The following is a 23,747-nucleotide window of genomic DNA, read 5'->3' as shown; positions in this document are numbered from 1 at the left end:
AATGGATGAAAAACACTCAATACGCAGTCATTGGATTAGGACGATTCGGTTCAAGTCTTGCCGAGGAGCTTCTGAAACTGGGCTATGAGGTGCTTGGCATCGATGTGGACGAAGAAGCGGTGGAGGAGATGAGCGACAAGCTGACGCACGTGGTGGTAGCGGACTCGACGGAAGAAGAGGTGATCCGATCGCTGGGCATCCGGAATTTCGATTGCGTGGTGGTGGCGATCGGCAACGATATTCAAGCGAGCATTCTTACTGCGATTCTATTAAAGGACATTGGGGTCAAAACGGTCGTAGCCAAAGCGCTGTCCGAGCTTCACGGCAAAGTGCTGAACAAAATCGGGGTTGACCGGGTCATTTATCCCGAACGGGATATGGGGATACGCGTAGCGCATCAACTCGTTTCTCCCAATTTGCTTGATTATATTGAACTGTCCAATGACTACACCATTGCGGAGCTGGCCGTACCCAAAAGGCTTGCCGGACGGACGCTGAAGGAGCTTGATCCCAGGGCGCGTTACGGATGCAGTGTCGTGGCGATCAATAGAAAGAACGGTGTCATCATTGCGCCTACAGCGGAAGATACTTTCGAAGAGCGCGACGTTATGGTCGTGATTGGAACAAACGAACAGATCGAAACATTCGAGAATGAAGTCATCCGCTAGCAGGCGGACGGAGCAGATTTGATGCTCCCGGGAGACGGAAAGGACGTGCCAAGGCTTGAAACCTGGATTGATTATGAGGCTGTCACCGCCGCAAATTTTGGTATATGGCTTCACTTTGATTATTATGATTGGCGCAGTCTTGCTTTCACTGCCGATTGCAACGGTCAGCGGGGAGTCCATGCCCTTCCTGGACGCTTTATTTACAGCTACTTCAGCGACATGCGTAACGGGACTCGTGCTGGTGGATACAGGCACGTATTTTTCCGCGTTCGGGCAGCTTGTCCTTATCCTGCTGATTCAGATTGGCGGACTCGGCTTCATGACGATGGCCGCTTTGATCGCTCTTGTGTTCAAGCGGAAGATTTCGCTCAAAGAACGTCTGGTGCTGCAGACGGCAATGAATCAGGGCAGCATGGAAGGGATCGTCCGGTTAATACGCAAGGTTCTTTTATATTCTTTAACGATTGAGTTTGCAGCGGCGGTGATTTTTTCGGTCCGTTGGTCGTTCGAGATGGAACCCGGCCAGGCGATTTATTACGGCATTTTCCATGCCATTTCATTCTTTAATAATGCAGGTTTCGATTTATTCGGCGCGATCCATAAGCCATTCGGCAGCATGTCTCATCTGGCTTACGATTGGATTGTCAATTTGGTGGCGATCATTCTGATCGTGCTTGGCGGAATCGGCTTTATTGTCATTGCGGATCTGCTGGAATATCATAAAACCCGAAAGCTCTCGCTTCACTCAAAAGTCGTACTGAGCACTACAGGGGCACTCACCGTTATCGGCTTTGTGATTCTGCTGATCTTTGAATTTACGAATCACAAAACGTTCGGAGCATTAAACGGTTCCGGTAAACTGCTGGCTTCGCTGCTGCATTCCGTGACCCCCCGTTCCGCAGGGGTTACCACGGTGGACGTCTCCCAGATGAGACAAGCTTCGCAATTTTTTCTCATTATTCTTATGTTTATCGGCGCTTCTCCAGGTTCGGCGGGCGGCGGAATCAAAACGACGACCTTCGCCATCCTGGTCGGGGCGCTGGTTGCGATGGTTCGGGGAAAGGAAGACATTGTCATGTTTCGCTACCGGCTCGGAAAGGACCGGATTCTCAAAGCGATCACACTGACCATGTTCGCGATCTTTATGGTCGTTTTCATAACGATGCTGCTCTCTACGACGGAGGATCACGCCTTTTTGGTTATCCTGTTCGAAGTGACCTCCGCTTTCGGCACCGTGGGATTAAGCATGGGCCTAACCCCCCAGCTCACCGAATTCGGTAAAGTCGTTATCGCTCTGACGATGTTCACCGGGCGGCTTGGACCGATGACTTTGGCCTACGCGCTTGGAAAGAAAACGGATAAGGAGCTGTACCGTTACCCTGAAGGTAAAATCACCATCGGCTGAGGCGCTTGGCTCAAGGGGCAAGTGAACCCCAAAAGGCTAAACGCCCACCGTCCTGGCCTGTTGATAATGACGCACCGCCTGATCAATGAAAAGACCGATGGAAGTCTGGAGAACGGCATCATCTGTATACAGCAGAGAGGTCGTTCTTTTGGTTTGCTTCAGCTCCGGTATATAACGTACGGTCAATTGGTTGTCTTCCATTAAATTACGGCGGAGATAGGATTCGGGAAGCAAGGTGCCCGCATTACAGGTGGAAACCAGACGCGTGATGGCTTCGAACGAATCGATTTCCATCTTGACGTCGGGATGGACGGCATAGCGTTGGAAGATCTCGTCCATCAGGACACGGTACCAGGTGCCTCGCGAGAACAGGATCATCGGCAGCCCGTGAAGATCGTGAATCTTGAGCTCCGTCTTGCCGGTATAAGAATGACCGTCCGGCAAAACAAGGCACAGGTGGTCGTCGAACAAGGGAACACAGGTGAGGGACGGATCATCGATTTTGGAAGCGACGAGTCCGATGTCCACTTTTCTGTCTTTAACCAGCGGCACGATTTCATGGGTTTTGCCGGTGATCGCTTTAATATCGGTGTTCGGGTATTCCCTCATATACATCGTAATCAGGTCCGGAAGCGTAGACTGCAGCGTAGTCAAGCTTGCTCCAATGATCATGCTGGCAGGCTGCACACCCGTTTTGAAGGTTTGCAGCGTTTCATGCAGCTTGCGTTCCAGCCGCTGCTGATCGAGAGCATATTCATAGGTAATCTCACCGGCCCGGGTCAGCTCAAGACGCTTGCCTATGCGCTTGAACAGCTGGACACCGAGCTCCTCCTCCAGCCGCATGATTTTGCGCGATAAGGCAGGCTGTGAAATATTCAGCAGTTGAGAGGCTTTATTCAAGCTTTGCTGCTCGACGACGGCAGCGAAAACATCAATGAGTTCCATAATAAGAACCGTCTCCTTTTTACATATGCAGTATTGTTATAACGATATATAAAAAATCCGCACTTCCATTATAAGCGATTCAAGAGTAGTATGGTATATGTCACTTCCCGTTCACATTTTTCGGCGTATTCTGCATAAAAGCATGTCGATTCATGGAAAATAGTTGTAGCGTTTTCTGTTGACGCTCTAAGTATGCGGGAGTACAATGAAAGATGGTTTTGACGAAATAGTGACAAGCCTTGACCTTAAGGGGGGAACGAATTACTAATGTTTAAGAACTCGTATTATTCTCGAAAGCTTCATTCATTGCTGGGTGTCATCCCGGTCGGTTTCTTCCTGATCGAGCACCTGCTGACGAACTACAAAGCGTTCAGCGGTGGACACACGGGCTTTATGGAGCAAGTGCATTGGCTGCATTCGCTGCCGCTGGTCCTGTTCCTGGAGATTTTCGGGATCTGGATTCCGCTGGCATACCATGCCATCTACGGTCTGTATGTAGCATATACAGCACGCAACAACGTGTCTAACTACGGGTATTTCCGCAACCAGATGTTTTTTCTGCAGCGTGTGACCGGCGTAATCACGTTTATTTTCGTGGCATGGCACTTTTTCCAAACTCGCTTTCAGATTGCTATCGGAACGGTTGACCAAGGTGAGATCGGCGTCCACATGCACGGTATTGTAGTCAATCCCGTCTACTTCGTGCTCTACGTGATCGGTGTGATTGCAGCCGTATTCCACTTCAGCAACGGAATGTGGTCTTTCCTTGTCAGCTGGGGTATTACCATAGGTCCGCGCGCACAGCGAGTATCTACTTATGTCTGGATGGGCGTTTTTGTTATCATGTCCATCATGTTTATCTTGTCGTTGACGGCATTTATGGACCCATCATTCCAGCAAGTGCCTCAAATGGCAAAAGGTTAAGGAGGGCGGACGATCATGGCGAATTCAAAAATCATTGTAGTCGGTGGAGGTCTGGCGGGCTTGATGGCCACCATCAAAGCGGCCGAGGCTGGAGTTCACGTAGACTTGTTCTCCCTTGTTCCTGTCAAGCGCTCCCACTCCGTATGCGCCCAGGGTGGTATCAACGGAGCGGTTAATACAAAAGGAGAAGGCGACTCTCCGTGGGAACATTTTGACGATACGGTATACGGAGGAGACTTCCTCGCGAACCAGCCGCCTGTTAAAGCGATGTGTGAAGCGGCGCCCGGCATCATCCATTTGATGGACCGGATGGGGGTGATGTTCAACCGTACACCTGAGGGTCTGCTCGATTTCCGGCGTTTCGGGGGAACAAAGCACCATCGTACGGCATTTGCTGGAGCGACAACGGGTCAACAGCTGCTGTATGCGCTGGATGAGCAAGTGCGCCGTTGGGAAACTGCCGGTCTGGTTCAGAAATACGAGCATTGGGAGTTCCTTGGTGCGGTGCTTGACGATGACGGCGTATGCCGAGGTATTGTCGGCCAGGACCTGCGCAGCATGGAAGTGAAAACATTCCGTTCGGATGCGGTTATTTTGGCGACAGGCGGTCCCGGGATCATCTTCGGTAAATCGACCAACTCCGTTATCAATACGGGTACGGCGGCGAGTGCGGTGTACCAGCAGGGCGTTTATTACGCTAACGGCGAATTCATCCAGATCCACCCGACAGCCATTCCGGGCGACGACAAGCTTCGTCTGATGTCCGAATCGGCACGCGGTGAAGGCGGACGGGTATGGACATATAAAGACGGCAAGCCTTGGTACTTCCTTGAGGAGAAATATCCTGCTTACGGCAACCTGGTGCCCCGTGATATCGCTACGCGGGAAATTTTCAGCGTGTGCGTGGACATGAAGCTGGGCATCAACGGCGAGAACATGGTTTATCTTGACCTATCCCACAAGGATCCGAAAGAGCTGGATGTCAAGCTTGGCGGGATCATCGAGATCTATGAGAAGTTTATGGGCGATGACCCGCGCAAAATTCCGATGAAAATTTTCCCGGCCGTTCACTATTCGATGGGCGGTATGTGGGTAGATTATAACCAAATGACAAACATTCCGGGCTTGTTCGCCGCAGGCGAATGCGAGTACCAGTACCACGGCGCGAACCGTTTGGGCGCGAACTCACTGCTGTCCGCTATCTACGGCGGTATGGTTGCCGGTCCGAAAGCGATCGAATATATCAAAGGCCTGGATAAGCATGCGGAAGATATTTCTTCCTCGGTATTCGACCGTTATACGAAGCTTCATACCGATAAATACGAAAGCATCCTGAAGATGGACGGCACCGAAAATGCTTACGTGATTGGGAAAGAGCTCGGCGAATGGATGACCAATAACATGACGGTGGTTCGCTACAACAAGCAGCTGCAGGAAACGATCGACAAGATCAACGAGCTGAAGCAGCGCTACCGCAACATCAACATCAACGACTCCGCCCGCTTCAACAACCCGGGTGTGGCTTATACCCGTCAGCTTTGGAACATGCTGGAACTGGCGCATGCCATGACGCTCGGCGCTTTGCTGCGTGACGAGAGCCGCGGTGCACACTACAAGCCGGAGTTCCCGGAGCGTAATGACGAGAAATTTTTGAAAACAACGAAGGCGAAATGGACGCCGGATGGTCCGCAAATCGAGTATGAGGACGTCGACGTATCACTCATTCCGCCCCGTAAACGTGACTATACGACCGACAAGAAGAAGGGAGGTCATTAATCATGGCCGAAGCAACCGCGACTGCAAGCAAAACGATCAAGTTTATCATAACCCGTCAAGATTCACCGGAAAGTGCGCCATACACGGAGGAGTTTGAAATTCCTTATCGCCCGAACATGAACGTGATCAGCGCTTTGATGGAGGTACAGCGTAATCCGGTGAATGCCAAAGGTGAAAAAACGACACCGGTCTGCTGGGAATCGAACTGTTTGGAGGAAGTGTGCGGAGCCTGCTCCATGGTTATCAACGGCAAACCGCGTCAGGCTTGTACAGCGCTGGTAGACAAGCTGGAACAGCCGATCCGCATCGCACCGATGACGACATTCCCGGTTGTTCGTGACCTGGTGATCAATCGCGAGCGTATGTTCTCCGCTTTGAAGAGAGTGAAAGCCTGGATTCCGATCGACGGCACATACGATTTGGGTCCCGGTCCGCGTATGGCCGAAGCTAAGCGTCAATGGGCTTATGAGCTGTCCAAATGCATGACTTGCGGTGTATGTCTGGAATCCTGTCCGAACGTGAACGACAAAACGGACTTTATCGGCCCGGCGGCCATCTCGCAGGTGCGTTTGTTTAACGCGCATCCGACTGGCGAGATGAATGCTCACGAGCGTCTGGAAGCACTCATGTCCGACGGCGGCATCGAAGGCTGCGGAAACTCGCAGAACTGCGTGCGCTCTTGTCCGAAAGGCATCCCGCTCACGACTTCGATCGCAGCGATCAACCTCGATACGACGAAGCATTTGTTCAAAAAATGGCTCAGCATGTAATTTTGTAAATGAAGTCCGGAATATATCCGGGCTAATGCATATCACCGCCTTTGTCGGCTTTGGCCGGCAGGGGCGGTTTTTATATCGTTTTGTAGTTTTGAATGACATTGACGGGGACTGATCTTCAAGAGAAGGGAGGCGTTCCAGGGCTCGTCATATACTGATTACGGGAGCGAAAGCGGATAAAGCATAAAACCCTCTTGCCATCGCATGGATGAAAGAGGGTTTTGCTTTATTTCCCGGATCAGGTTGGCAGCGCCGTCCCGCCGATCTCGTCCTTGTGCCGTAAAAATTCCTTGCCGTACTCTCCATGGGGATGAATGACCGCATGCTCCATTTGAATAGTGGAATGCTCAATGCCGTATTTCTCCTTCAGCGTCTCGTTAATGGCGAGAATGATGCAAAACGGTTGGGTCTTATTGTCAATAAACACATGCGCAGTCAGCGAATAATGGTCGGTGGAAATAGCCCACAAATGCATTTCGTGCACATCCTCCACACCTTCTACCTGAGCAATCGATTCCCGTATCTCATCCAGCTGAAAGCGGTCAGGCACCGACTCCATTAGAATATAGTAGGCTTCTTTCAGGATTTTGGCACCGCCTGTAAAGATGATGCCCCCGATCACCATACTGATCAGCGGATCGAACCATAGGAAGCCCGTAAAATAAATGAGGATCGCGGAAACGATAACCCCGACCGAGCTGAGCAAATCGCCGATAAAGTGCCATAATGCGCTTTGGATGTTTAAATTGTCTTCTTCCTTCACGCTGCGGCTTAATACGTAGGTCAGTATTATATTTACAACAAGTCCGATGGAGGCAATGGTCAGCATCAGCTTCAGGTTGATCTCTTCCGGATGGATAAAGCGCCGGATGCCTTCGATAAAGATCCAGACCGCGATGGCGCAAAGCGTAAGTCCGTTGATCGAAGAGGCGATAATCTCAAAGCGCAGGTACCCGAACGTAAACTTTGCATTCGGGGGCCGAGTAGCCAAATGAATCGCAAACATGCTGAGCCCGAGTGCGAATACGTCGGATATCATGTGAGCCGAATCGGAAAGCAGAGCAAGAGAATTGGAGAGCAGACCTCCGATAATTTCCACCAGGGTAAAAAATCCAGTCAAAAACAGCGTGATCCACAGGGTTCTCTTGGATCGGGACTGCTCCTTGACATGATGTAAATGATGATAGTCGTACATTCTTCTCACCTCGCCTTTCATGTACCCCTGTGCTCCGAATTATACGTCAAGTGTTGAATTTTGGCAAATACTTTAATTGAGACCGATTATTAGCCTATTTTGGTGGATTATCTCCATATTGAGAAGTTTTATCAATGATTTTGATAGTTATTCTCAATTTCGATATAGCGCTTTCAAACTTGTTACATAAATGAAATATTTCTGTTACTTGTTTAACATATTGACGATGTATGATTAGTGACAAGACCCCCTTTTTTAATATATACACTTTAAGACCCGGCCCCGTTGGCGGGTCTCTTTTTTTGTCTTGAAGGCTTAGAACAATAAAGATATGTCCAAATCCGATAAAGTTAAAATGAAATAGGATATATTATGCAGAAGGACGATAACTCGCCAACTTTTCGCGGCAATATGAGAATCAATTAGAAGCTTGCCGATAGGATCGAAGAAAAACAAACCCGCCAGGTTAGGCGAGTTTGCTTTATTGCAGCGTAACCCCGTTATGTTTCGAAACGGACTATTAGCGGCAGGTGCAATTCAGTACGGGCTTTCGGGCTGCCTGGGTTTCGTTCAGCCTTCTTACGGCTGTAGTGTGCGGGGCGTTCAGCAGCAGCTCCGGATGATGCTCGGCCTCGTGAGCGATCTGGATCATCGCATCGATAAAAGCATCGAGTGTTTCTTTGCTCTCGGTTTCGGTAGGCTCGATCATGATGCATTCTTCGACATTCAGCGGAAAATAAATGGTCGGGGGATGATAACCGAAATCAAGCAGTCTTTTGGCTACATCTAACGTATGCACGCCGAATTTTTTCAGATTTCTGCCGGACATGACAAATTCGTGCTTGCACAGGCGCTCATACGGAACCTCGTAATAAGGCGCCAGCCTGCGCATCATGTAGTTGGCGTTCAGCACGGCGCATTCGGATACGGCGCGAAGCCCCTCTGGACCATAGCTGCGGATATAGGTGTAGGCCCGTACAAGAATCCCGAAATTGCCGTAGAAGGCTTTGACCCGGCCGATCGATTCTGGCTTGTCATAGTCGAAGTAGTACGTCCCGTCTTCCTTGCGTTCTACGGTCGGTGCTGGCAGGAATGGGGCCAGCTTTTGCTTCACGCCCACCGGGCCTGCGCCCGGGCCTCCGCCGCCGTGCGGGGTGCTCATGGTTTTATGAAGATTTAAATGAACAACATCAAAGCCCATATCTCCGGGGCGCGTAATGCCCATAATCGCGTTGGAATTGGCTCCATCGTAATACAACAGGCCTCCGGCTTCGTGTACGATTTCCGCAATTTCCACGATCCGCTCCTCGAACAAGCCGAGCGTATTAGGGTTGGTCAGCATGAGTGCGGCGGTATCCGAACCTACCGCTGCGCGCAGCGCTTCCAGATCGACCAGCCCCTTGGCGTCGGATTTGACGATGATGGTCTCAAGCCCCGCGACGGTTGCGCTTGCAGGGTTGGTGCCGTGGGAGGAGTCCGGAACAATGACCTTCGTCCGATGCTCGCCACGGCTCTCGTGATAGGCGCGAATCATCATGAGTCCGGTCCATTCGCCGTGTGCCCCGGCTGCGGGCTGCAGCGTCACCCGGTCCATGCCGGTGATGGCGGTCAAATCATTCTGCAGCGTATACAACAACTCCAATGCGCCTTGGATGGAGGATTCGGGCTGGTACGGATGAATTTTGGAAAAACCGGGAAAACGGGCGACATCCTCGTTGATTTTCGGATTATATTTCATGGTGCAGGAGCCTAAGGGATAAAATCCGTTGTCGATGCCGAAATTGCGGCGCGATAAAGCGGTGTAATGGCGAATGACGTCGACCTCGCTGACCTCGGGAAGCTGAGCGGGCTTTGTTCGCAGCAGACGGGAAGGAATTAGTTCATCGATGCTGGTCTGAGGCACATCGCATTCGGGTAGGGAGTACCCGATCCGTCCGGGCCTGCTTATCTCGAAAATCAAGGCTTGATCGTGCTTTACGCTGCTTGTTTCCTCTACGATACGTTCAGTGGATTTTTCGCTGCTCACAGGGATGCCTCCATTCGGTCGATAAATTCCTCGATCTCTTCCCGGGTTCTTCGTTCCGTAACGGCGATGAGGAGGTGATTTTTTAATTCCGGGTATGCCGATCCCAGATCATAGCCTCCGATAAATCCAAAGGACAGCAGCGCTTCATTAAGCCTTCCGATGTCGGCCTGTTCGGGTAACTTAAGTACGAACTCGTTGAAAAAAGGGCTGTTGAAAGCAAGGGTGACGTCCTTGATCCGCCGGAAGCTTTCGACCGCATAGTGTGCTTTCCGCACGTTCGTGCCTGCCACCTCCTGTAAGCCGGCTTTACCCATAACCGACAAGTAAACGGAAGCGCATAGAGCAAGGAGAGCCTGGTTGGAGCAAATGTTGGAGGTTGCTTTTTCACGGCGGATGTGCTGTTCCCTTGCCTGCAGCGTGAGCACAAAACCGCGTTTGCCGTCCCGGTCTACCGTTTGGCCGACGATTCGGCCGGGCATCCTGCGGAGCCACGGTGAGCCGACGGCGAAGAAGCCGCAGGTAGGTCCGCCAAGAGCCGCAGGAATGCCCAGCGGCTGCGCATCGCCTATCACGATGTCCGCGCCGAGAGCGCCTGGCGGCTCCAGCAAACCGAGTGAGAGCGGATTGGTATACACTACGAGCAAGCCGTTTACGGCATGAATGAGCGGCTCCATAGCTCGTAAATCCTCGATACAGCCGAAAAAATTGGGCGATTGTACGATTACGGCTGCGGTTTGACCGGAGATTTGGGAGGCGAGCAGCTTCTGATCCGTTACACCATCCGCATAGTCGATTTCAACGATATCCAGATCTAGCCCCCGTGCCGCCGTGCGTAAGGTTTGCCGGGATTCGGGGTGTACCGCCCGCGAGACGACCAGCTGCTTTCGTTTGGTGGCTTCGCAGGCCAGCTTTCCGGCCTCCGCCAGAGCGGTAGCGCCGTCGTACATGCTTGCATTGGCCGCGGCCATCGCCGTCAATTCGCAAATATACGACTGAAATTCAAAGATCGCCTGAAGCTCGCCTTGGCTGATTTCCGGTTGATAGGGGGTATAGGCGGTGTAAAACTCGGAACGGGAAATCACGTGTTGAATGACGGCGGGGATGTGGTGATCATAGATGCCGGCACCCAAGAAGCTGGTGTACCGATCGGTATCCGCATTTTTCTCCACTAATCGGCGTGTGTGCTTGAGCAATTCAGGCTCACTCAGTGCGGAAGAGACATTCAAGATTCCTTGAAACCGGACTGGGGCAGGGATGTCGGCAAACAGCTCCTCCACCGACTTGATGCCGATTTCGGCCATCATGTCCTGCCGATCCTGCTCCGTCATTGGTAAGTATCGATGCTTCACCTTATTCAGCTCCTTTATGATGGGGGAAAGCCGATTACCTTATTTGCTGGTCCGTTTATAAAACGGACTGGGAACAACCTCCGCCCGTAATCGTTTGCCGCGAATGTCCACTTCGATTTTCGTGCCGATGTCTGCATAACGGGTATCCAGCAAGGCCAAGCCCAAGCTCCTTTTCAGGGTGGGGGATTGCGTGCCCGATGTAACTTCTCCTATGCATGCACCGTCTGCATATACCCTGTAGTGGGGGCGGGGAATACCACGGTCAATCATCCCGATGCCTACAAGCCTGCGGCGTACTCCTTCCCGCTTTTGCTTTAACAGCGCTTCCCTGCCGATAAATCCTTCTTTACTTAGCTTCACGACAAATCCAACTCCGGCTTCCAAAGGGGACACCCCGGCGCTGAGCTCTTGCCCGTACAAAGGCAGCCTAGCTTCAAAGCGGAGCGTATCTCTGGCTCCAAGTCCGGCGGGGATTAAGCCGTGATCCCGGCCGTGCTCAAGCAGCGTCCGCCATACATGAAGAGCGTCGGCGCCGGGAAGATAGAGTTCAAACCCGTCCTCGCCGGTATATCCTGTGCGGGAGACAAGAGCCTGAACGCCGCAGACCTGAACATTCGAAATAAACGAAAATGAGGTTAAATCGGAAAGAGAGGCGTCTGTAACCCGAGAGAGTATGGTTTCCGCCAACGGGCCTTGAAGCGCAAGCAGAGCGGTTTGCTCAGAGACGTTTCGGATCACAACGTCGCCGATCAGGTGGCGGTCCATCCATTCGAGATCCTTGTCGATATTCGAGGCGTTGATAACCAGCATGAACTGGTCTGTGGTGAGCCGATAAACCAGCAAATCGTCAACGACGCCGCCGTCAGGATAGCACATCAAACTGTACTGTGCCTGACCGTCCCTTAATTTGGAGACATCGTTCGTCGTCAAGTGCTGCAGGTAAGCCTCGGCAAAGGTACCCGTAACCAGAACCTCGCCCATATGGGAAACATCGAATAATCCGGCGTGCCGGCGAACGGCATCGTGCTCTTTTTGAATGCCGATGAATTGGACGGGCAGCTCCCAACCGCCGAAATCGATGCAGCGGGCTCCCGGTTCATCCGCGTAGAGCGGGAATAGCGGTGTTCTTTTTAAGGGGGACATCTCTTTCACCTCTTTCGATGATTTGGCCTCTCAAGCGCATAGAAAAAACAAACAGAGCAAAAGAAGCGGGCTTGCCGGGCTTGCCGGCGTTACCTCGTTCCTTGCTCTGTCCTTCTACCTGAGAGTTACCTTATGCCGCAGCACAAGTTTCTCCTTGGGTGACCTGTTTTGCAGGTTCTCTCCAGAGATGTGTCCGGCAAAAGTCCTTTTGCCTGAGAGATTCACCTTGCGGCTTACCCCTTCGGCGTTACTTTAATGTCAAGTAATCTCTCCTTTTGTCATCATCCACGGATATTTAGTTGTCTTATTCTCATTATTTCCCGGTTGAAACGGATTGTCAATGTGCTTTTCCGATAAAATAAATTGATATGTAAGTTATATTGACGTAAACTTGTCCATTGTTTTATTCTACCAGTATACGTGCGAAGATGAAGGATCAACAAGGGTGGAAGGCCTGTGCCTCCGGGGAGAACGAATCGCAGCCGGCAGGTGCAGAACACCGCACAGACGGGGAGCTGTATGGATATGAGCGAGGTTAAAGCGAACGTTTTCTACAGCAAAGAGCATGAATGGGCGGACATCGGGGAATCCGGGACGGTCAGGGTCGGCATAAGCGATTTTGCGCAATGCGAGCTGGGGGATATTGTATTTGTCGAGCTCCCCGAGATAGGGTCGAGTGTTCGCGCCGGAGACCCTATAGGTACGATCGAATCGGTGAAGACCGTTTCGGATTTGTTTGCTCCCGTTTCGGGCATCATCACGAATATAAATGCCCTTCTGCTCGATCAGCCTGAGCTTGTCAATGAGCAGCCGTATGAGGGCGGATGGATCGTAGAGATCGAATGGTCTCCCGATGCCGGAGAAGAGCTGAACGAGCTTTTCAATGCCGAGCAGTACAAGGCTTATCTCGACGAACAGCATGAAGGCGGATGATGGGCAGCGTCTTGTCCGCGTATCTGGAGAAAGCGGCACCCCAAAGACCGGGTCTCCCGGCTGACTTCAGGAGGCGCGGTCCTTATTCGGGCTGCGGTCTATGATCCTTATGATTGACGGTTCAGACCTGTTGAAAAATAGTCATTGCGGCATGACCTCATCCGGAATATGAAGAGCTAGGTAATCGTTTCGGAAGAAATGGAATCGTTCCGCTATTTCGCAAAGCTGCCTTCTCCGGCCTTAATATGAATTAAGCCGATCAGGGACAAGCCGCAGGGCTTCGCGTATACGTCTTCTGGCTGCGCTGCATTGTTCGGGCAAGCAGCCGTTCGTTCGTAAGCTTTTCTCCTGCCGCCGGCTGGAATTACGTCCCGATGCCCAAGTCCCAAAGGCGACATAAGGAAGCCCTGTATTCGCGAAAAGGCGTTACGGAATACAAGGCTGTAGTGTTAGTGAGAAACAACGGATTAACTTCTATTGGAAGCCGCCTCACAAAACCGCTCCAGCGCATCCGTCAACAGCGATCTCGGGCAGGCCAGGTTAATGCGCAGCCAGCCTTGTCCCTCCGTGCCGAAGGCAGAGCCTTCGCTGAAGGCCACACGCGCTTTTTCGAACATCAGCGACTTAAGCCCCTTAATATCGAGGCCCAGGCCCCGGCAGTCCACCCACAGCAAATAAGTGCCGTCCGGACGCATCGGCTTTACCTCGGGAAGATGCTCAGCCAAATAAGCTATGGCATATTCGACATTGCCTGCTACGTATTCGATCAGTTCGTCGAGCCAAGCTTCCCCTTCGTTATATGCGGCCATCACGGCTTCATGAGTAAAGAAGTTCGTCATGTGCAGGCTGAGCGCTTTGACCCGGTAATCGAATTTCCGTTTCATCGCCGCATTAGCGGTGACAATGAACGAGGATTGGAGGCCGGGGAGATTAAACGTCTTTGTCGGCGCGAGTGCGGTCAAGGTAATTTGCGAGAGCTCCTCCGACAAAGAGGCGAACGGAATGTGGCGATGTCCCGGCAGTGCCAAATCACAGTGAATTTCGTCCGAGATGACCGTAACCCCGTGCTTCAGACACAGCTCGCCCAGACGGAGCAGCTCCTCGCGTTCCCAGACGCGCCCGCCCGGATTATGCGGACTGCACAGCAGCATCAGCTTGGCTCCGCCCGCCATCAGTTCCTCCAAATGGTCATAATCCATTTCGTATCTGCCGTTACGGATGACCAGAGGGTTCTTAGCCACCTCGCGGCCATTCATCCGAATCACATCGTAAAAAGGATAGTAAACCGGGGATTGAAGAATGACGGAGCCGCCGGGCTCGCTGAATACATCTACCGCGATGCTGAGCGATGTGACGACGCTGGGCACGTCGCTCAGCCATTCCCGCTCGATGGTCCAGCCGTGCCGCCGTTGATACCAGTGGATAATGGCATCCACATAAGCTTCGTTTTTGATCGAATAGCCGTAAACTCCCAGCGCAGCACGGGCTTCCAGAGCTTTCCTTACGGCAGGAGGACTTTCAAAATCCATATCGGCCACCCAAAGGGGGAGGATGTCCTGATCCCCGAACAGCTTTAGGGATTGATCCCATTTGTAGGAATGCGTATGGCGTCGATTGATGATACGGTCAAAATCGGTTTTCAAAAGCTTCACCTCATCACAACGGTTAGTATTACTCTATTCTATCATAAAGACGATTGAACAGGAAAAAGAGCCTTAATCGGCTCTCCTGCATTATGGTTTTACGGGCTCCTCCTTCGGTACCAGCGAGAAGATTTCCCCGCTCTCGAAGGTATCGATCAAACGGCCCAGCCACATGTAATAGCGGACGGCTTCCTCCAGCTTATTGATATCCGTGTTAACGATCTTCTGCAGCTGTTCATTGTCTTGGTACGCTTCCTTCAACCGCTTCAGCTCGCTGAGTGACTTGCGCACCGCCTGAAGATTCATCTCCGTTTGCTTCCTCCACTTGATAGCGAAGTAATCCGCAAACGTCTGGTACCAGTCCGGCTCCACTTCATACAGATCCTTGCGTGACCCCGGTTCCCATACCTTATGAACCATCTTCAGATCCGTGAGCGTGCGCACGCCTGTGCTCATGCTGGTCTTGCTCATCCCCATGCCTTCGCCCATTTCGTCGAGCGTCATGGGTTTGTCCTGAAAAAACATCATACCGTATAAATGTCCGGACGATAATGTAACTCCGTATAAGTCCATGTTTTTACCGATTGATTCAATCACGCGTTTGCGGGCTTTTTGAATGATGCCGACTTGTTCCTCCGACATGCCAACCCAGTTGTTCATCGTTCTGCCTCCTCCGGACGAAGCCGGTTGCCTGTTCAGATGTTATTCGTATGTTGTTCATAACTGCGGACCGGCAGCCGCCGGAACGCTCTTACTAGAATAGTTACATTGTATTGAAGTTGGTTTTGAAAGTAAAGAAGTTACATGGACAGGAATTTGGAGGAATAAGGAGTATTCTGTATAATACGTATATAAAGTTTTTTCTGTACGTACGAAACAAACTTATTTGGGTTTTGACCATTTTACACCAAAACCTGTAAACTTAAGCACATCAAAGAATGGGGTGATACAGGTTGATTGAGGTGAAAAACCTGACTAAAATATTTGGGCAGTCGCCGGAAAAAGCCTTGAGCCTCCTGGAGCAAGGCTGGAGCAAGAAACGCATTTTTGCCGAGACAAAGCTGACCGTGGGCGTGAACCGCGCCAACTTTACAGTAAAAGAAGGGGAAATTTTCGTTATCATGGGGTTGTCGGGCAGCGGTAAATCGACGTTGATCCGTCTTATAAACCGCCTGATCGAACCGACGTTCGGAAGCATTACGTTTCAAGGTGAAAATATCGTCGAGATGTCGGAGGGAAGACTCAGAGAGTTCAGAAGAACGGCGATGAGTATGGTGTTCCAAAAATTCGCTTTATTCCCGCATCGCACGGTGGCGCAGAATGTAGAGTTCGGTCTTGAGATACAGAAGATTCCTGCCAAAATCCGCCGAGAGAAAGCGCGGGAAGCATTGGCTTTGGTCGGCCTTGAGGAATGGGAGAACAGTTACCCAGACCAGCTTAGCGGGGGAATGCAGCAGCGCGTCGGACTGGCCAGGGCGCTGGCCAACTCGCCGCAGGTGCTGCTGATGGACGAAGCGTTCAGCGCGTTGGATCCGCTCATCCGCAAAGACATGCAGGAGGAGCTGAGGGAGCTTCAGGAGAAGCTGAAGAAAACCATCATATTCATTACGCACGACTTGAATGAGGCGCTTCGGATCGGAGACCGCATTGCTCTGATGAAGGACGGCTCGATCGTACAGATCGGCACGCCGGAGGAAATCATGATTTCGCCTGCCAACGAATATGTGGAACGGTTTATCGAGGACGTGGATTTGTCCCGGGTACTGACGGCATCGCACGTCATGCGCAGACCGGAGACGATGGTCTACGACCGCGGAGGCCCGAGAGTAGCGCTTGAGCTGATGCGGGAGAACGGCATCTCCAATCTGTTTGTCGTCGACAATTCAAAACGTCTGATCGGCGTATTGACGGCGGAGGATACGGCGCAGGCCATTAAAGAGAATAAAGGGCTTGACGAAATTATCGTCAAAGATGTGCCGACGGTGTCGGAGAATACGCTGCTGAACGACTTGTTCGAGCTTGTCAGTGTCAGTCGTGTGCCCGTAGCCGTAACCTCGGAAAGCGGGAGACTGCTTGGTGTAATTATCCGCGGCGCCGTGCTTGGGGCTTTGGCAGGAAATCAAGACCGGGTGCGAAAGGCGGTGAGCGAAGATGCCTAAGCTGCCGATTGCTCCTGGAATAGAGCGTTTTGTTGATTGGGTCGGCTCGACCTTTGATTTCATATTTGATTTCATCTCCACCATCATCGGTGGCACGGTGGATGTTTTCTCGTGGCTGTTTCATTGGCCGCCGGCTTTCGTTTTTATTCTGTTGGTAACTTTCTGGTCCTACCGCTCAGCGGGCTGGGTGCTGGGGCTGTTTTCTCTGGTCGGCTTGCTGTTGATTGATAATCTCGGATTTTGGGACCACACGATGGACACGCTGGCTTTGGTGATGACGAGCGCGCTGGTTTCGGTCATTATAGGGCTGCCGCTTGGCATATGGTGCGCGAGGAATAACTCGGTCCAGAATGCGGTGACGCCGCTTCTGGACTTTATGCAGACCATGCCCGCATTCGTTTACTTGATTCCCGCCGTTTTCTTTTTTGGTTTAGGCGTGGTGCCCGGCGTTATCGCTTCGGTCATTTTTGCCGTGCCGCCTACGATACGGTTGACGAACCTGGGTATCCGCCAGATTCCGTTCGATTTGATTGAGGCTGCGGATTCGTTCGGTTCGACTCCAGGCCAGAAGCTGTGGAAGGTTCAGCTCCCGCTGGCCCTGCCTACACTGATGGCAGGAATCAACCAGACAATTATGCTGTCCTTATCCATGGTCGTTATTGCATCCATGATCGGAGCCCAGGGAATCGGTGCGGACGTTTATCGCGCGGTGACCCAGCTCAAGATAGGCGAAGGCTTTGAAGCAGGCATTGCCGTTGTGATTTTGGCGATCCTTCTGGACCGCTTAACTCAAAATATAGTCAAAAAGAAAAAAAGGAGAGGGTAGGCATTGAAAAAAAGAACTCGTAACCTGATGATGATGGCGGCATGTGTATTGGGAATAACGGTACTGGCCGCCGGCTGCGGACAGAAGGATTCCGGCTCTGACTCCGGTTCCGCTTCTGTCGGGGAACAGGTCAATTATCAAATTATCGGGATTGATCCCGGTGCAGGTTTGATGCAGGCCACGAGCAAAGCGTTAGAGGAGTACGGACTCACGGACTGGAAGCTGGTGGAGGGCTCCGGGGCCGCCATGACGGCTGCGCTGGATAAAGCCTATAAAGACCAAAAACCCATTATTGTGACGGGATGGACCCCGCATTGGAAGTTCGCCAAATATGACCTTAAATATCTGGAAGATCCGAAAAACGTGTATGGCGGGGATGAGCAAATTCATACGATCGTCAGAAAAGGACTGAAAGAGGAACATCCGGCCGCTTACGCTATGCTGGACCGGTTTGAATGGACACCGGACGATATGGCGAAGGTGATGGTGGAGGTGCAGGAAGGCAAGAAGCCTGAAGAAGCCGCGGCTGCATGGCTCGGCGACAATGCCGACAAGGCGGACGAATGGGTGAAGGATCTGCCCAAACAAGAAGGCAAGACCCTGAAGCTTGCTTACGTGGCCTGGGATTCCGAAATCGCCAGCACCTATGTCGTAAAGCAGGTGCTGGAAACGAGACTTGGATATAAAGTCGACCTGCTGCAGGTCGAAGCCGGACCGATGTGGGCCGGAGTGGCCGAAGGCGATGCGGACGGCATCGTAGCCGCATGGCTGCCGACTACGCACAAAGACTACTTTGATAAGTTCAAGGACAAAATTGAAGACCTTGGTCCGAACTTGAACGGTACCAAGATCGGCCTGGTCGTGCCGAAGTATATGGAAATCAATTCGATAGAAGATTTGAAAAAAACCGAATAAAACTGGTGTAGGAAAGAAGCTGGACTACTCATCATTCCGTGACGCAAGTGTCGGATAAATGAGGCCGGCTTCTTTTTTTGCTTTATCGGATAGTTTTCGTTGAGACAGTCAGGCACAGGTATCCGCCCATTTTACCGCAAGCATTCCACTTACCCAAGCCATACGGAGCGCATTCACATAATCTGGATTAAGTAGACAAGTCAGAGTATGCCAACACGTGAAGAGGGAAGGGAACGAGCATGAAGAAGACAAAGCAATCGCAAGTCCGTAAATCCGTCCCGCGTGCGTCGAAAGGCTCTAAACCCGAACGTCGCCGCTCTGACGGTACAAGTCGTCCTCACATGCATACAGCCAATGTAAAAGGATTGTTCAGTCCTTTCGGCGGTGGAGGAGCGACCGGCATTCCGGATGGCGCGGGGGGAACAGGCGCGGGTGACGCAGCCAGAGCGGTCGGATCGGGCGGAGGTTTTCTCTCTATGTATGATCGAATCGGCGGATTGGACGGTATTGTGTCCACTATGGGAAAATTCCAGAAGCTGTTTACGATCATGAAACAGATGGGGCCGATATTTAAGCTGATGGGCAGCTTTGGCGGATTTGGAACCGGGATCGGCGGTTTGGGAACGGCCAACGTCAAGGCGGTCCCTCTGCAAGGCAAACATGCTGCAAAACCCAAGAAAGCCGTTGTACGCCAAAAACAGAGATAATGGAAGAAAGGGGTGAAGATCGTGCTCACCTATGCTGCACTTGGAGATTCGATAACCGTCGGAACAGGCGCATGTCCCGGCGGCGGGTTGGTGCCGCAGTATCGGTCTATGACAGAGAAGCGGCTGGGACAATGTGTGTACAGCATCAATTTGGGAATATCCGGGGCGACGACAGGTGACTTGCTTCGGGTGGTGCACGGAAGCCCCGAAATTCGTCATATTCTGGCCCGTGCGGATATCATTACGATTACGGCGGGAGGCAACGATTTAATTCGCGCTGCTCAGCGTTACGCGATGCAAACCAATCCCGAGGTGCTTCAGCAAGCGCTGGTGCAGTGCCGGGAGAACTATGGAAAGATCGTGGATTCCATCCGGAAGCTGAAAGCGAATCGTTCAAGGCCTTATATCATCCGTGCCGTCGATTTGTACAATCCTCTTCCGCAAGTTCCCGCGGCGGCCGGATGGGTACAGCGCCTGGGCCAGCACATTGAGAGCCTGGAGTGCGCCAATTTTCAGGTGGCACGGATTTACAGCCTGTTTGCCGGAAGGGAAAAAGAACTGCTGTCTTCCGACAAGATTCATCCGAATGCGGCGGGATATCGTGTCATGGCGCAGCAAATGAGTCAGCTTGGCTACAGGCCGCTTGGTTAAATCCGGTCAGCCCCCGGCTCCGAACAGCGGGTTGACCGGATTGGCTGGTATAAAAAGCGGATGCCGGGGAGCCCCCGACATCCGCTGCAAACAGGTTATAAAGGTACCTTATGCATTTGCTTTTCTTTGAAATACACCCATTCGCGAAACCCGATCTCTTTGAGCCGCACGGCTACTTCCTCCCAATCGTCACCGACCCGCCCGGGCACATGGGCATCCGAGCCGAAAGTAACGTTCACCCCGTAATGCAGCGCCCGCTCCAGAATCGGATCGATCGGGTACCAGCCGCCGCAATCCTTCGTTTTGCCGGAAGTATTGATCTCGATGGCGATGCCGATTTCGCCGATCGTTTTTAACGTCCGGTCCACCGCATCCGTTTGGATGTCTGAAAAGGCAGGGTAGAAGCCCCGCATCGCGTCAATGTGACCGAGAATTTGAAACATGCCGCTGCGCGCGGATTGCTCGATCAGATCGTAATACAGCTCTTTTTGCTCGACCTTCTGACGGTCGGTCAGTCCGTTCCAGCGTTTTTTGTTGAAAATGCTGACCCCGCCGGACAAATGGACAGAGCCGATGATATAATCGAACGGATATTGTTCATATACCTTACGGTATACGTCCGCATGCTCCGGGAAAAAGTCGGATTCCACACCGAGCAGCACCTCAATGCGTCCCCGGTATTCTTCTTTCAGCTTGAGAACTTCATCTACATAGCGTTTAAATTCGCTCTTCGCCATGGCAATACCCGGCTGTTCCCGGTCGGACTCGCTTGCGAAGTAAGGCGAATGGTCGGAAATCCCGATGACCTGAAGGCCGCGGGCAATACCTGCTTCAATGTAATCGCGGATCGTACCTACGGCATGCCCGCAGCGCTCGTGATGGGTATGCAAATCGAATTTCATATTTTTCATCACTCCGAACCGATAAATTGAATTTCTTCCATGCCTTTGAGATCCATTAAGAATTGATGCAGCGCCGAGCTCAAATAACGTCCGGATTTGTATACCACGCCGACCGGATGGCTGATTTCCAACTCGTTGACGTTAATCATTTTCAACGTGCCAAGACGAAGCTCGCTTTGAATCGACAGCTTGGAGATGATTGCCGCTCCCAAATTCAGCTCCACCATCCGCTTCACTTCCTCGCTGCTGGACAGCTCCATGACCACTTGCGGAACGATATGAAGCTGCTTGAAAATTTGATCGACGAACCGGCGTCCGGCCGTTTCGGGAGACAGCATAATGAGAGGCAGCTCATGCAGCCGTTCGATGGGGATATGGCTGTATTGAGCCAGCGGGTGGTCAGGGGACACGACAAGCTCGAACGTGTCGTAATACAGTACGGAGCTTTCCAGCGCCGGGTGCTTGTCGAACAAATACGTAATGCCGATGTCGATCGTTCCGTTCTCGACGTTTTGCATAATCTGCGAAGTCGTCATGGAATGAATCGTTGTTTTGATTAGCGGAAATTGGTTTTGGAAATACGACAAAACTCTTGGCAAAATTTGAATGGCGATGGACGTCGTCGTTCCGAGGTGAATGTGTCCCTGGGGCGTTTGGTTCAAATCAGCAAGCCGCTGTTTCAAATCCTCTACCGTCTGCAGAATTTTTTCGGCATGATCCAAAAATACCTTGCCGCTGTCAGTCAACGTCACGGGCTGATTCCGGTCAATAAGTACCGTTTTGAACTCGTCCTCCAGGCTCTTGATTTGCGCCGACACGGCAGGCTGGGTTAAATTGAGAAGCTCGCCGGCTTTACGGAAGCTCATCGTTTTGGATATCGTGATAAGCGTTTCCAGTTGGTTGAGGTTCACGGTATCCCTCCTCTCCCAAGCGTGAACCTGCGCAACTCTACTGTGCGCAGAATAATTAATTTTTATCAAATGAGTAAAATACATAAATCCGGTTTCTCGACTAATACCATTATATGATACTTGCGGCATTAGGGCAAACTAAGCAGCCAACCAATATTTAAATGTTGATGACCGGTTCGGATGCGAAAGGGAGCCCCCCGTTGAAAGAACAATGGTAACCGCGCTTAAAAGATGTTTCCTTTTCTAAAGGGACTTATAAGGATTACTCCATGGCCCCTTCCGGGGCCGTGGCTTCTTCTTTGCCGCTGCGGCTTTCCAATTTGATTTTACCGAGAGTCAGCGTTAAGAGGACACCGAGGAGCACGAAAACGAGTCCGAACCAGAAGACGGAATGCAGCGATTCGATCAATGCGTTCTTAACGATTGGAACGATTTGATCCGCCAGCGTTTTGGGAAATTGGGCCAGCGTCTCCGGATTCAAAAGCGTTGAATACAAGCCCTGCGGATTCGTATGGATCGTTTCGGCAAGTTGATCGGCTATGCCGGCAGCTTGATCAGGCAGCTGCTTCAGCTTGGGCACCAATTGCAATGAGAGCAGCTCATCCGACTTGCTGTTCATAACCACGCCGAGAATGGTCATGCCGAAGGTACCGCCGATTTGGCGGAAAAACTGGCTGGAGGACGTGACCACCCCAAGCTCCGATTTGGGAAACGTTTCCTGCAGCGTAAGCGTCAGCAGAGGCATCACCAGACCCATGCCGAGGCCGAGTACCACCATGATCCCGCTGGCGGTCAGTTTGGTTGTATCGATATTCATTGTCGTAAGCAGAAGGAAGCCTGCGGCCATGACGATCATACCGATAACCATTTGTATTTTTACACCGATTTTGTGCACCAGCTGCCCGCCGATCATGCTTGCCGCAATCATCGTGATCATAAGCGGAGTCATGACGGTGCCGGAGGCTGAAGCGCTGATCCCCACAATCCCCTGCATAAACAGAGGTACGAACATAATGGCTCCGAACATGCCCACGCTCATCAGAAACCCGATGGAATTAACCACGGTGAAAGTCCTGTTTTTAAACAGACGCACAGGCAATATGGGCTCGCTGGTTCTGGCTTCGATCAGTACGAAGGCCAGCAGCGAAACGGCAGAAACCGCGAACATCCCGATGATCTGCCAGGATCCCCAAGCGTATTCTTTGCCGCCGAACGTCAGGGCCAGCAGCAGCGTGACGATACCGATAATCATCGTAATCATGCCAGCCATATCGAATTTGACCGGTCCTTGTGCCCGCTGGCCCCTTAAACCCATCGCGATAAAAATCGTTGCCAGAATGCCGACTGGCAAATTGATAAAAAAGATCCAGTGCCAGTTCATCGAATCGACGATCCAACCGCCGACCTGCGGACCGATAACGGAGGAAAGGCCGAAAATTCCTCCGAATACTCCCTGCCATTTGGCCCGCTGCTTTCCGGTAAACATATCCCCGATAATAATCATGGCCATCGGCATCATGATCCCGCCCCCGATACCCTGCAGCGCACGAAACCAAATCAGCTGTTCCATCGTCTGGGCAAGCCCGCAGAGCATGGAACTCAGAATAAAAATCAATAAACCTGCCAAGTATACCGTTCTGCGGCCCAACAGGTCAGCGAGTTTGCCGGCAATCGGGACGACGGTGGTAGATGTAAGCATATAAGCCGTCGTCAACCACGTCATTAAACTGAAACCTCCGAGGTCTCCGACAATACGCGGCATGGCCGTTCCGACGATGGTGTTGTCTAAAGCGGAGAACAGCATGGCTATGATCAAACCGGTGATCAGCAGACCGCGGCCGGCAATTTGGCTATTTTCCGATGAATTGAGTTCTAAGGTTTGCGACACCATTA

The 23,747-nt window shown here is 51.8% G+C and carries 21 protein-coding genes and 1 riboswitch; of the genes, 11 read left to right on the top strand and 10 right to left on the bottom strand.

The window, feature by feature from the left end:
• Positions 1 to 5 precede the first annotated feature (5 nt).
• Together IJ22_RS15005 and IJ22_RS15000 are read left to right on the top strand one after the other, a co-directional pair.
• Positions 6 to 668, top strand: coding sequence for a potassium channel family protein (locus IJ22_RS15005; protein ID WP_062409399.1), 663 nt, complete (start codon positions 6 to 8; stop codon positions 666 to 668).
• Between the two features lie 73 nt (positions 669 to 741).
• The gene (locus tag IJ22_RS15000; protein WP_054819391.1) at positions 742 to 2,073 is read left to right on the top strand and encodes a TrkH family potassium uptake protein; all 1,332 of its coding nucleotides are present in this window, start codon (positions 742 to 744) and stop codon (positions 2,071 to 2,073) included.
• A gap of 36 nt (positions 2,074 to 2,109) precedes the next feature.
• On the opposite strand, the gene IJ22_RS14995 is transcribed toward IJ22_RS15000, so the two are convergent.
• The gene (locus IJ22_RS14995; protein ID WP_054819386.1) at positions 2,110 to 3,018 is read right to left on the bottom strand and encodes a LysR family transcriptional regulator; all 909 of its coding nucleotides are present in this window, start codon (positions 3,016 to 3,018) and stop codon (positions 2,110 to 2,112) included.
• 267 nt (positions 3,019 to 3,285) lie between these two features.
• Between IJ22_RS14995 and IJ22_RS14990 the strand changes: the two genes are divergently transcribed.
• Genes IJ22_RS14990 through sdhB form a run of 3 tightly spaced genes read left to right on the top strand, consistent with a single transcriptional unit; the run spans position 3,286 to position 6,488 of the window.
• Entirely contained in the window at positions 3,286 to 3,942 is a 657-nt protein-coding gene (locus tag IJ22_RS14990) for a succinate dehydrogenase cytochrome b558 subunit (RefSeq protein ID WP_062409398.1), read from the top strand.
• Positions 3,943 to 3,957: 15 nt separating this feature from the next.
• Positions 3,958 to 5,718: a succinate dehydrogenase flavoprotein subunit gene (gene sdhA / locus IJ22_RS14985; protein WP_062409397.1), complete on the top strand. Its 1,761-nt coding sequence runs from the start codon at positions 3,958 to 3,960 to the stop codon at positions 5,716 to 5,718.
• A 2-nt stretch (positions 5,719 to 5,720) separates the two neighbouring features.
• A complete protein-coding gene (gene sdhB, locus IJ22_RS14980) occupies positions 5,721 to 6,488 on the top strand; it encodes a succinate dehydrogenase iron-sulfur subunit (protein WP_062409396.1) in 768 nt (255 codons plus the stop codon).
• Between the two features lie 244 nt (positions 6,489 to 6,732).
• Here the strand turns inward: sdhB and IJ22_RS14975 are convergent, their stop codons facing one another.
• The 4 genes from IJ22_RS14975 to gcvT form a co-directional block, all read right to left on the bottom strand.
• Positions 6,733 to 7,689, bottom strand: a complete 957-nt coding sequence (locus IJ22_RS14975; protein ID WP_054819606.1) for a cation diffusion facilitator family transporter — start codon at positions 7,687 to 7,689, stop codon at positions 6,733 to 6,735.
• A 520-nt stretch (positions 7,690 to 8,209) separates the two neighbouring features.
• Complete coding sequence (gcvPB, locus tag IJ22_RS14970) at positions 8,210 to 9,715, bottom strand: aminomethyl-transferring glycine dehydrogenase subunit GcvPB (protein ID WP_269465276.1); 1,506 nt, start codon at positions 9,713 to 9,715, stop codon at positions 8,210 to 8,212.
• Complete coding sequence (gene gcvPA, locus IJ22_RS14965) at positions 9,712 to 11,064, bottom strand: aminomethyl-transferring glycine dehydrogenase subunit GcvPA (RefSeq protein ID WP_054819593.1); 1,353 nt, start codon at positions 11,062 to 11,064, stop codon at positions 9,712 to 9,714. The genes gcvPB and gcvPA overlap by 4 nt, the downstream gene beginning before the upstream one ends.
• Positions 11,065 to 11,103: 39 nt before the next feature.
• Positions 11,104 to 12,207 (bottom strand): glycine cleavage system aminomethyltransferase GcvT, encoded by a 1,104-nt coding sequence (gene gcvT, locus IJ22_RS14960; protein WP_062409395.1) that lies wholly within the window; start codon positions 12,205 to 12,207, stop codon positions 11,104 to 11,106.
• Positions 12,208 to 12,397: 190 nt separating this feature from the next.
• Positions 12,398 to 12,492, bottom strand: a riboswitch (glycine riboswitch).
• Between the two features lie 240 nt (positions 12,493 to 12,732).
• Between gcvT and gcvH the strand changes: the two genes are divergently transcribed.
• Positions 12,733 to 13,140: a glycine cleavage system protein GcvH gene (gene gcvH, locus IJ22_RS14955; protein WP_062409394.1), complete on the top strand. Its 408-nt coding sequence runs from the start codon at positions 12,733 to 12,735 to the stop codon at positions 13,138 to 13,140.
• A gap of 467 nt (positions 13,141 to 13,607) precedes the next feature.
• Here gcvH and IJ22_RS14945 read toward each other — a convergent pair whose 3' ends face one another.
• On the bottom strand, positions 13,608 to 14,783 hold the full coding sequence (locus tag IJ22_RS14945; RefSeq protein WP_062409392.1) for a MalY/PatB family protein: 1,176 nt from the start codon (positions 14,781 to 14,783) through the stop codon (positions 13,608 to 13,610).
• A 90-nt stretch (positions 14,784 to 14,873) separates the two neighbouring features.
• Entirely contained in the window at positions 14,874 to 15,443 is a 570-nt protein-coding gene (locus tag IJ22_RS14940; RefSeq protein WP_062409391.1) for a GbsR/MarR family transcriptional regulator, read from the bottom strand.
• A 293-nt stretch (positions 15,444 to 15,736) separates the two neighbouring features.
• Here IJ22_RS14940 and IJ22_RS14935 point away from each other — a divergent pair, with 293 nt between their 5' ends.
• The 5 genes from IJ22_RS14935 to IJ22_RS14915 all read left to right on the top strand — a co-directional run bounded on the left by IJ22_RS14935 (position 15,737) and on the right by IJ22_RS14915 (position 20,041).
• Complete coding sequence (locus IJ22_RS14935) at positions 15,737 to 16,942, top strand: quaternary amine ABC transporter ATP-binding protein (protein WP_062409390.1); 1,206 nt, start codon at positions 15,737 to 15,739, stop codon at positions 16,940 to 16,942.
• The gene (locus IJ22_RS14930) at positions 16,935 to 17,768 is read left to right on the top strand and encodes an ABC transporter permease (RefSeq protein ID WP_062409389.1); all 834 of its coding nucleotides are present in this window, start codon (positions 16,935 to 16,937) and stop codon (positions 17,766 to 17,768) included. Before IJ22_RS14935 ends, IJ22_RS14930 begins: the two co-directional genes overlap by 8 nt.
• A gap of 30 nt (positions 17,769 to 17,798) precedes the next feature.
• Positions 17,799 to 18,683 carry a glycine betaine ABC transporter substrate-binding protein gene (locus IJ22_RS14925; protein WP_367888805.1) on the top strand — a complete coding sequence of 295 codons (885 nt, stop codon included), beginning with the start codon at positions 17,799 to 17,801 and terminating at the stop codon, positions 18,681 to 18,683.
• Positions 18,684 to 18,922: 239 nt separating this feature from the next.
• Complete coding sequence (locus tag IJ22_RS14920; RefSeq protein WP_062409388.1) at positions 18,923 to 19,390, top strand: hypothetical protein; 468 nt, start codon at positions 18,923 to 18,925, stop codon at positions 19,388 to 19,390.
• Positions 19,391 to 19,402: 12 nt separating this feature from the next.
• On the top strand, positions 19,403 to 20,041 hold the full coding sequence (locus IJ22_RS14915) for a GDSL-type esterase/lipase family protein (RefSeq protein WP_054819597.1): 639 nt from the start codon (positions 19,403 to 19,405) through the stop codon (positions 20,039 to 20,041).
• Positions 20,042 to 20,136: 95 nt separating this feature from the next.
• On the opposite strand, the gene IJ22_RS14910 is transcribed toward IJ22_RS14915, so the two are convergent.
• The 3 genes from IJ22_RS14910 to IJ22_RS14900 form a co-directional block, all read right to left on the bottom strand.
• Positions 20,137 to 20,943, bottom strand: a complete 807-nt coding sequence (locus tag IJ22_RS14910; RefSeq protein WP_062411004.1) for a histidinol-phosphatase — start codon at positions 20,941 to 20,943, stop codon at positions 20,137 to 20,139.
• Between the two features lie 8 nt (positions 20,944 to 20,951).
• Positions 20,952 to 21,854, bottom strand: coding sequence for a LysR family transcriptional regulator (locus IJ22_RS14905; RefSeq protein WP_062409387.1), 903 nt, complete (start codon positions 21,852 to 21,854; stop codon positions 20,952 to 20,954).
• A gap of 262 nt (positions 21,855 to 22,116) precedes the next feature.
• A complete protein-coding gene (locus IJ22_RS14900) occupies positions 22,117 to 23,745 on the bottom strand; it encodes an MDR family MFS transporter (protein ID WP_062409386.1) in 1,629 nt (542 codons plus the stop codon).
• Between the last annotated feature and the right edge of the window lie 2 nt (positions 23,746 to 23,747).

Origin of the sequence: Paenibacillus naphthalenovorans, assembly GCF_001465255.1 — a bacterium.
GTDB classification, from domain to species: domain Bacteria; phylum Bacillota; class Bacilli; order Paenibacillales; family NBRC-103111; genus Paenibacillus_G; species Paenibacillus_G naphthalenovorans.
The sequence above is the reverse complement of the archived record's forward strand: the minus strand, read 5'-3'. Positions and strand labels throughout refer to the sequence as shown.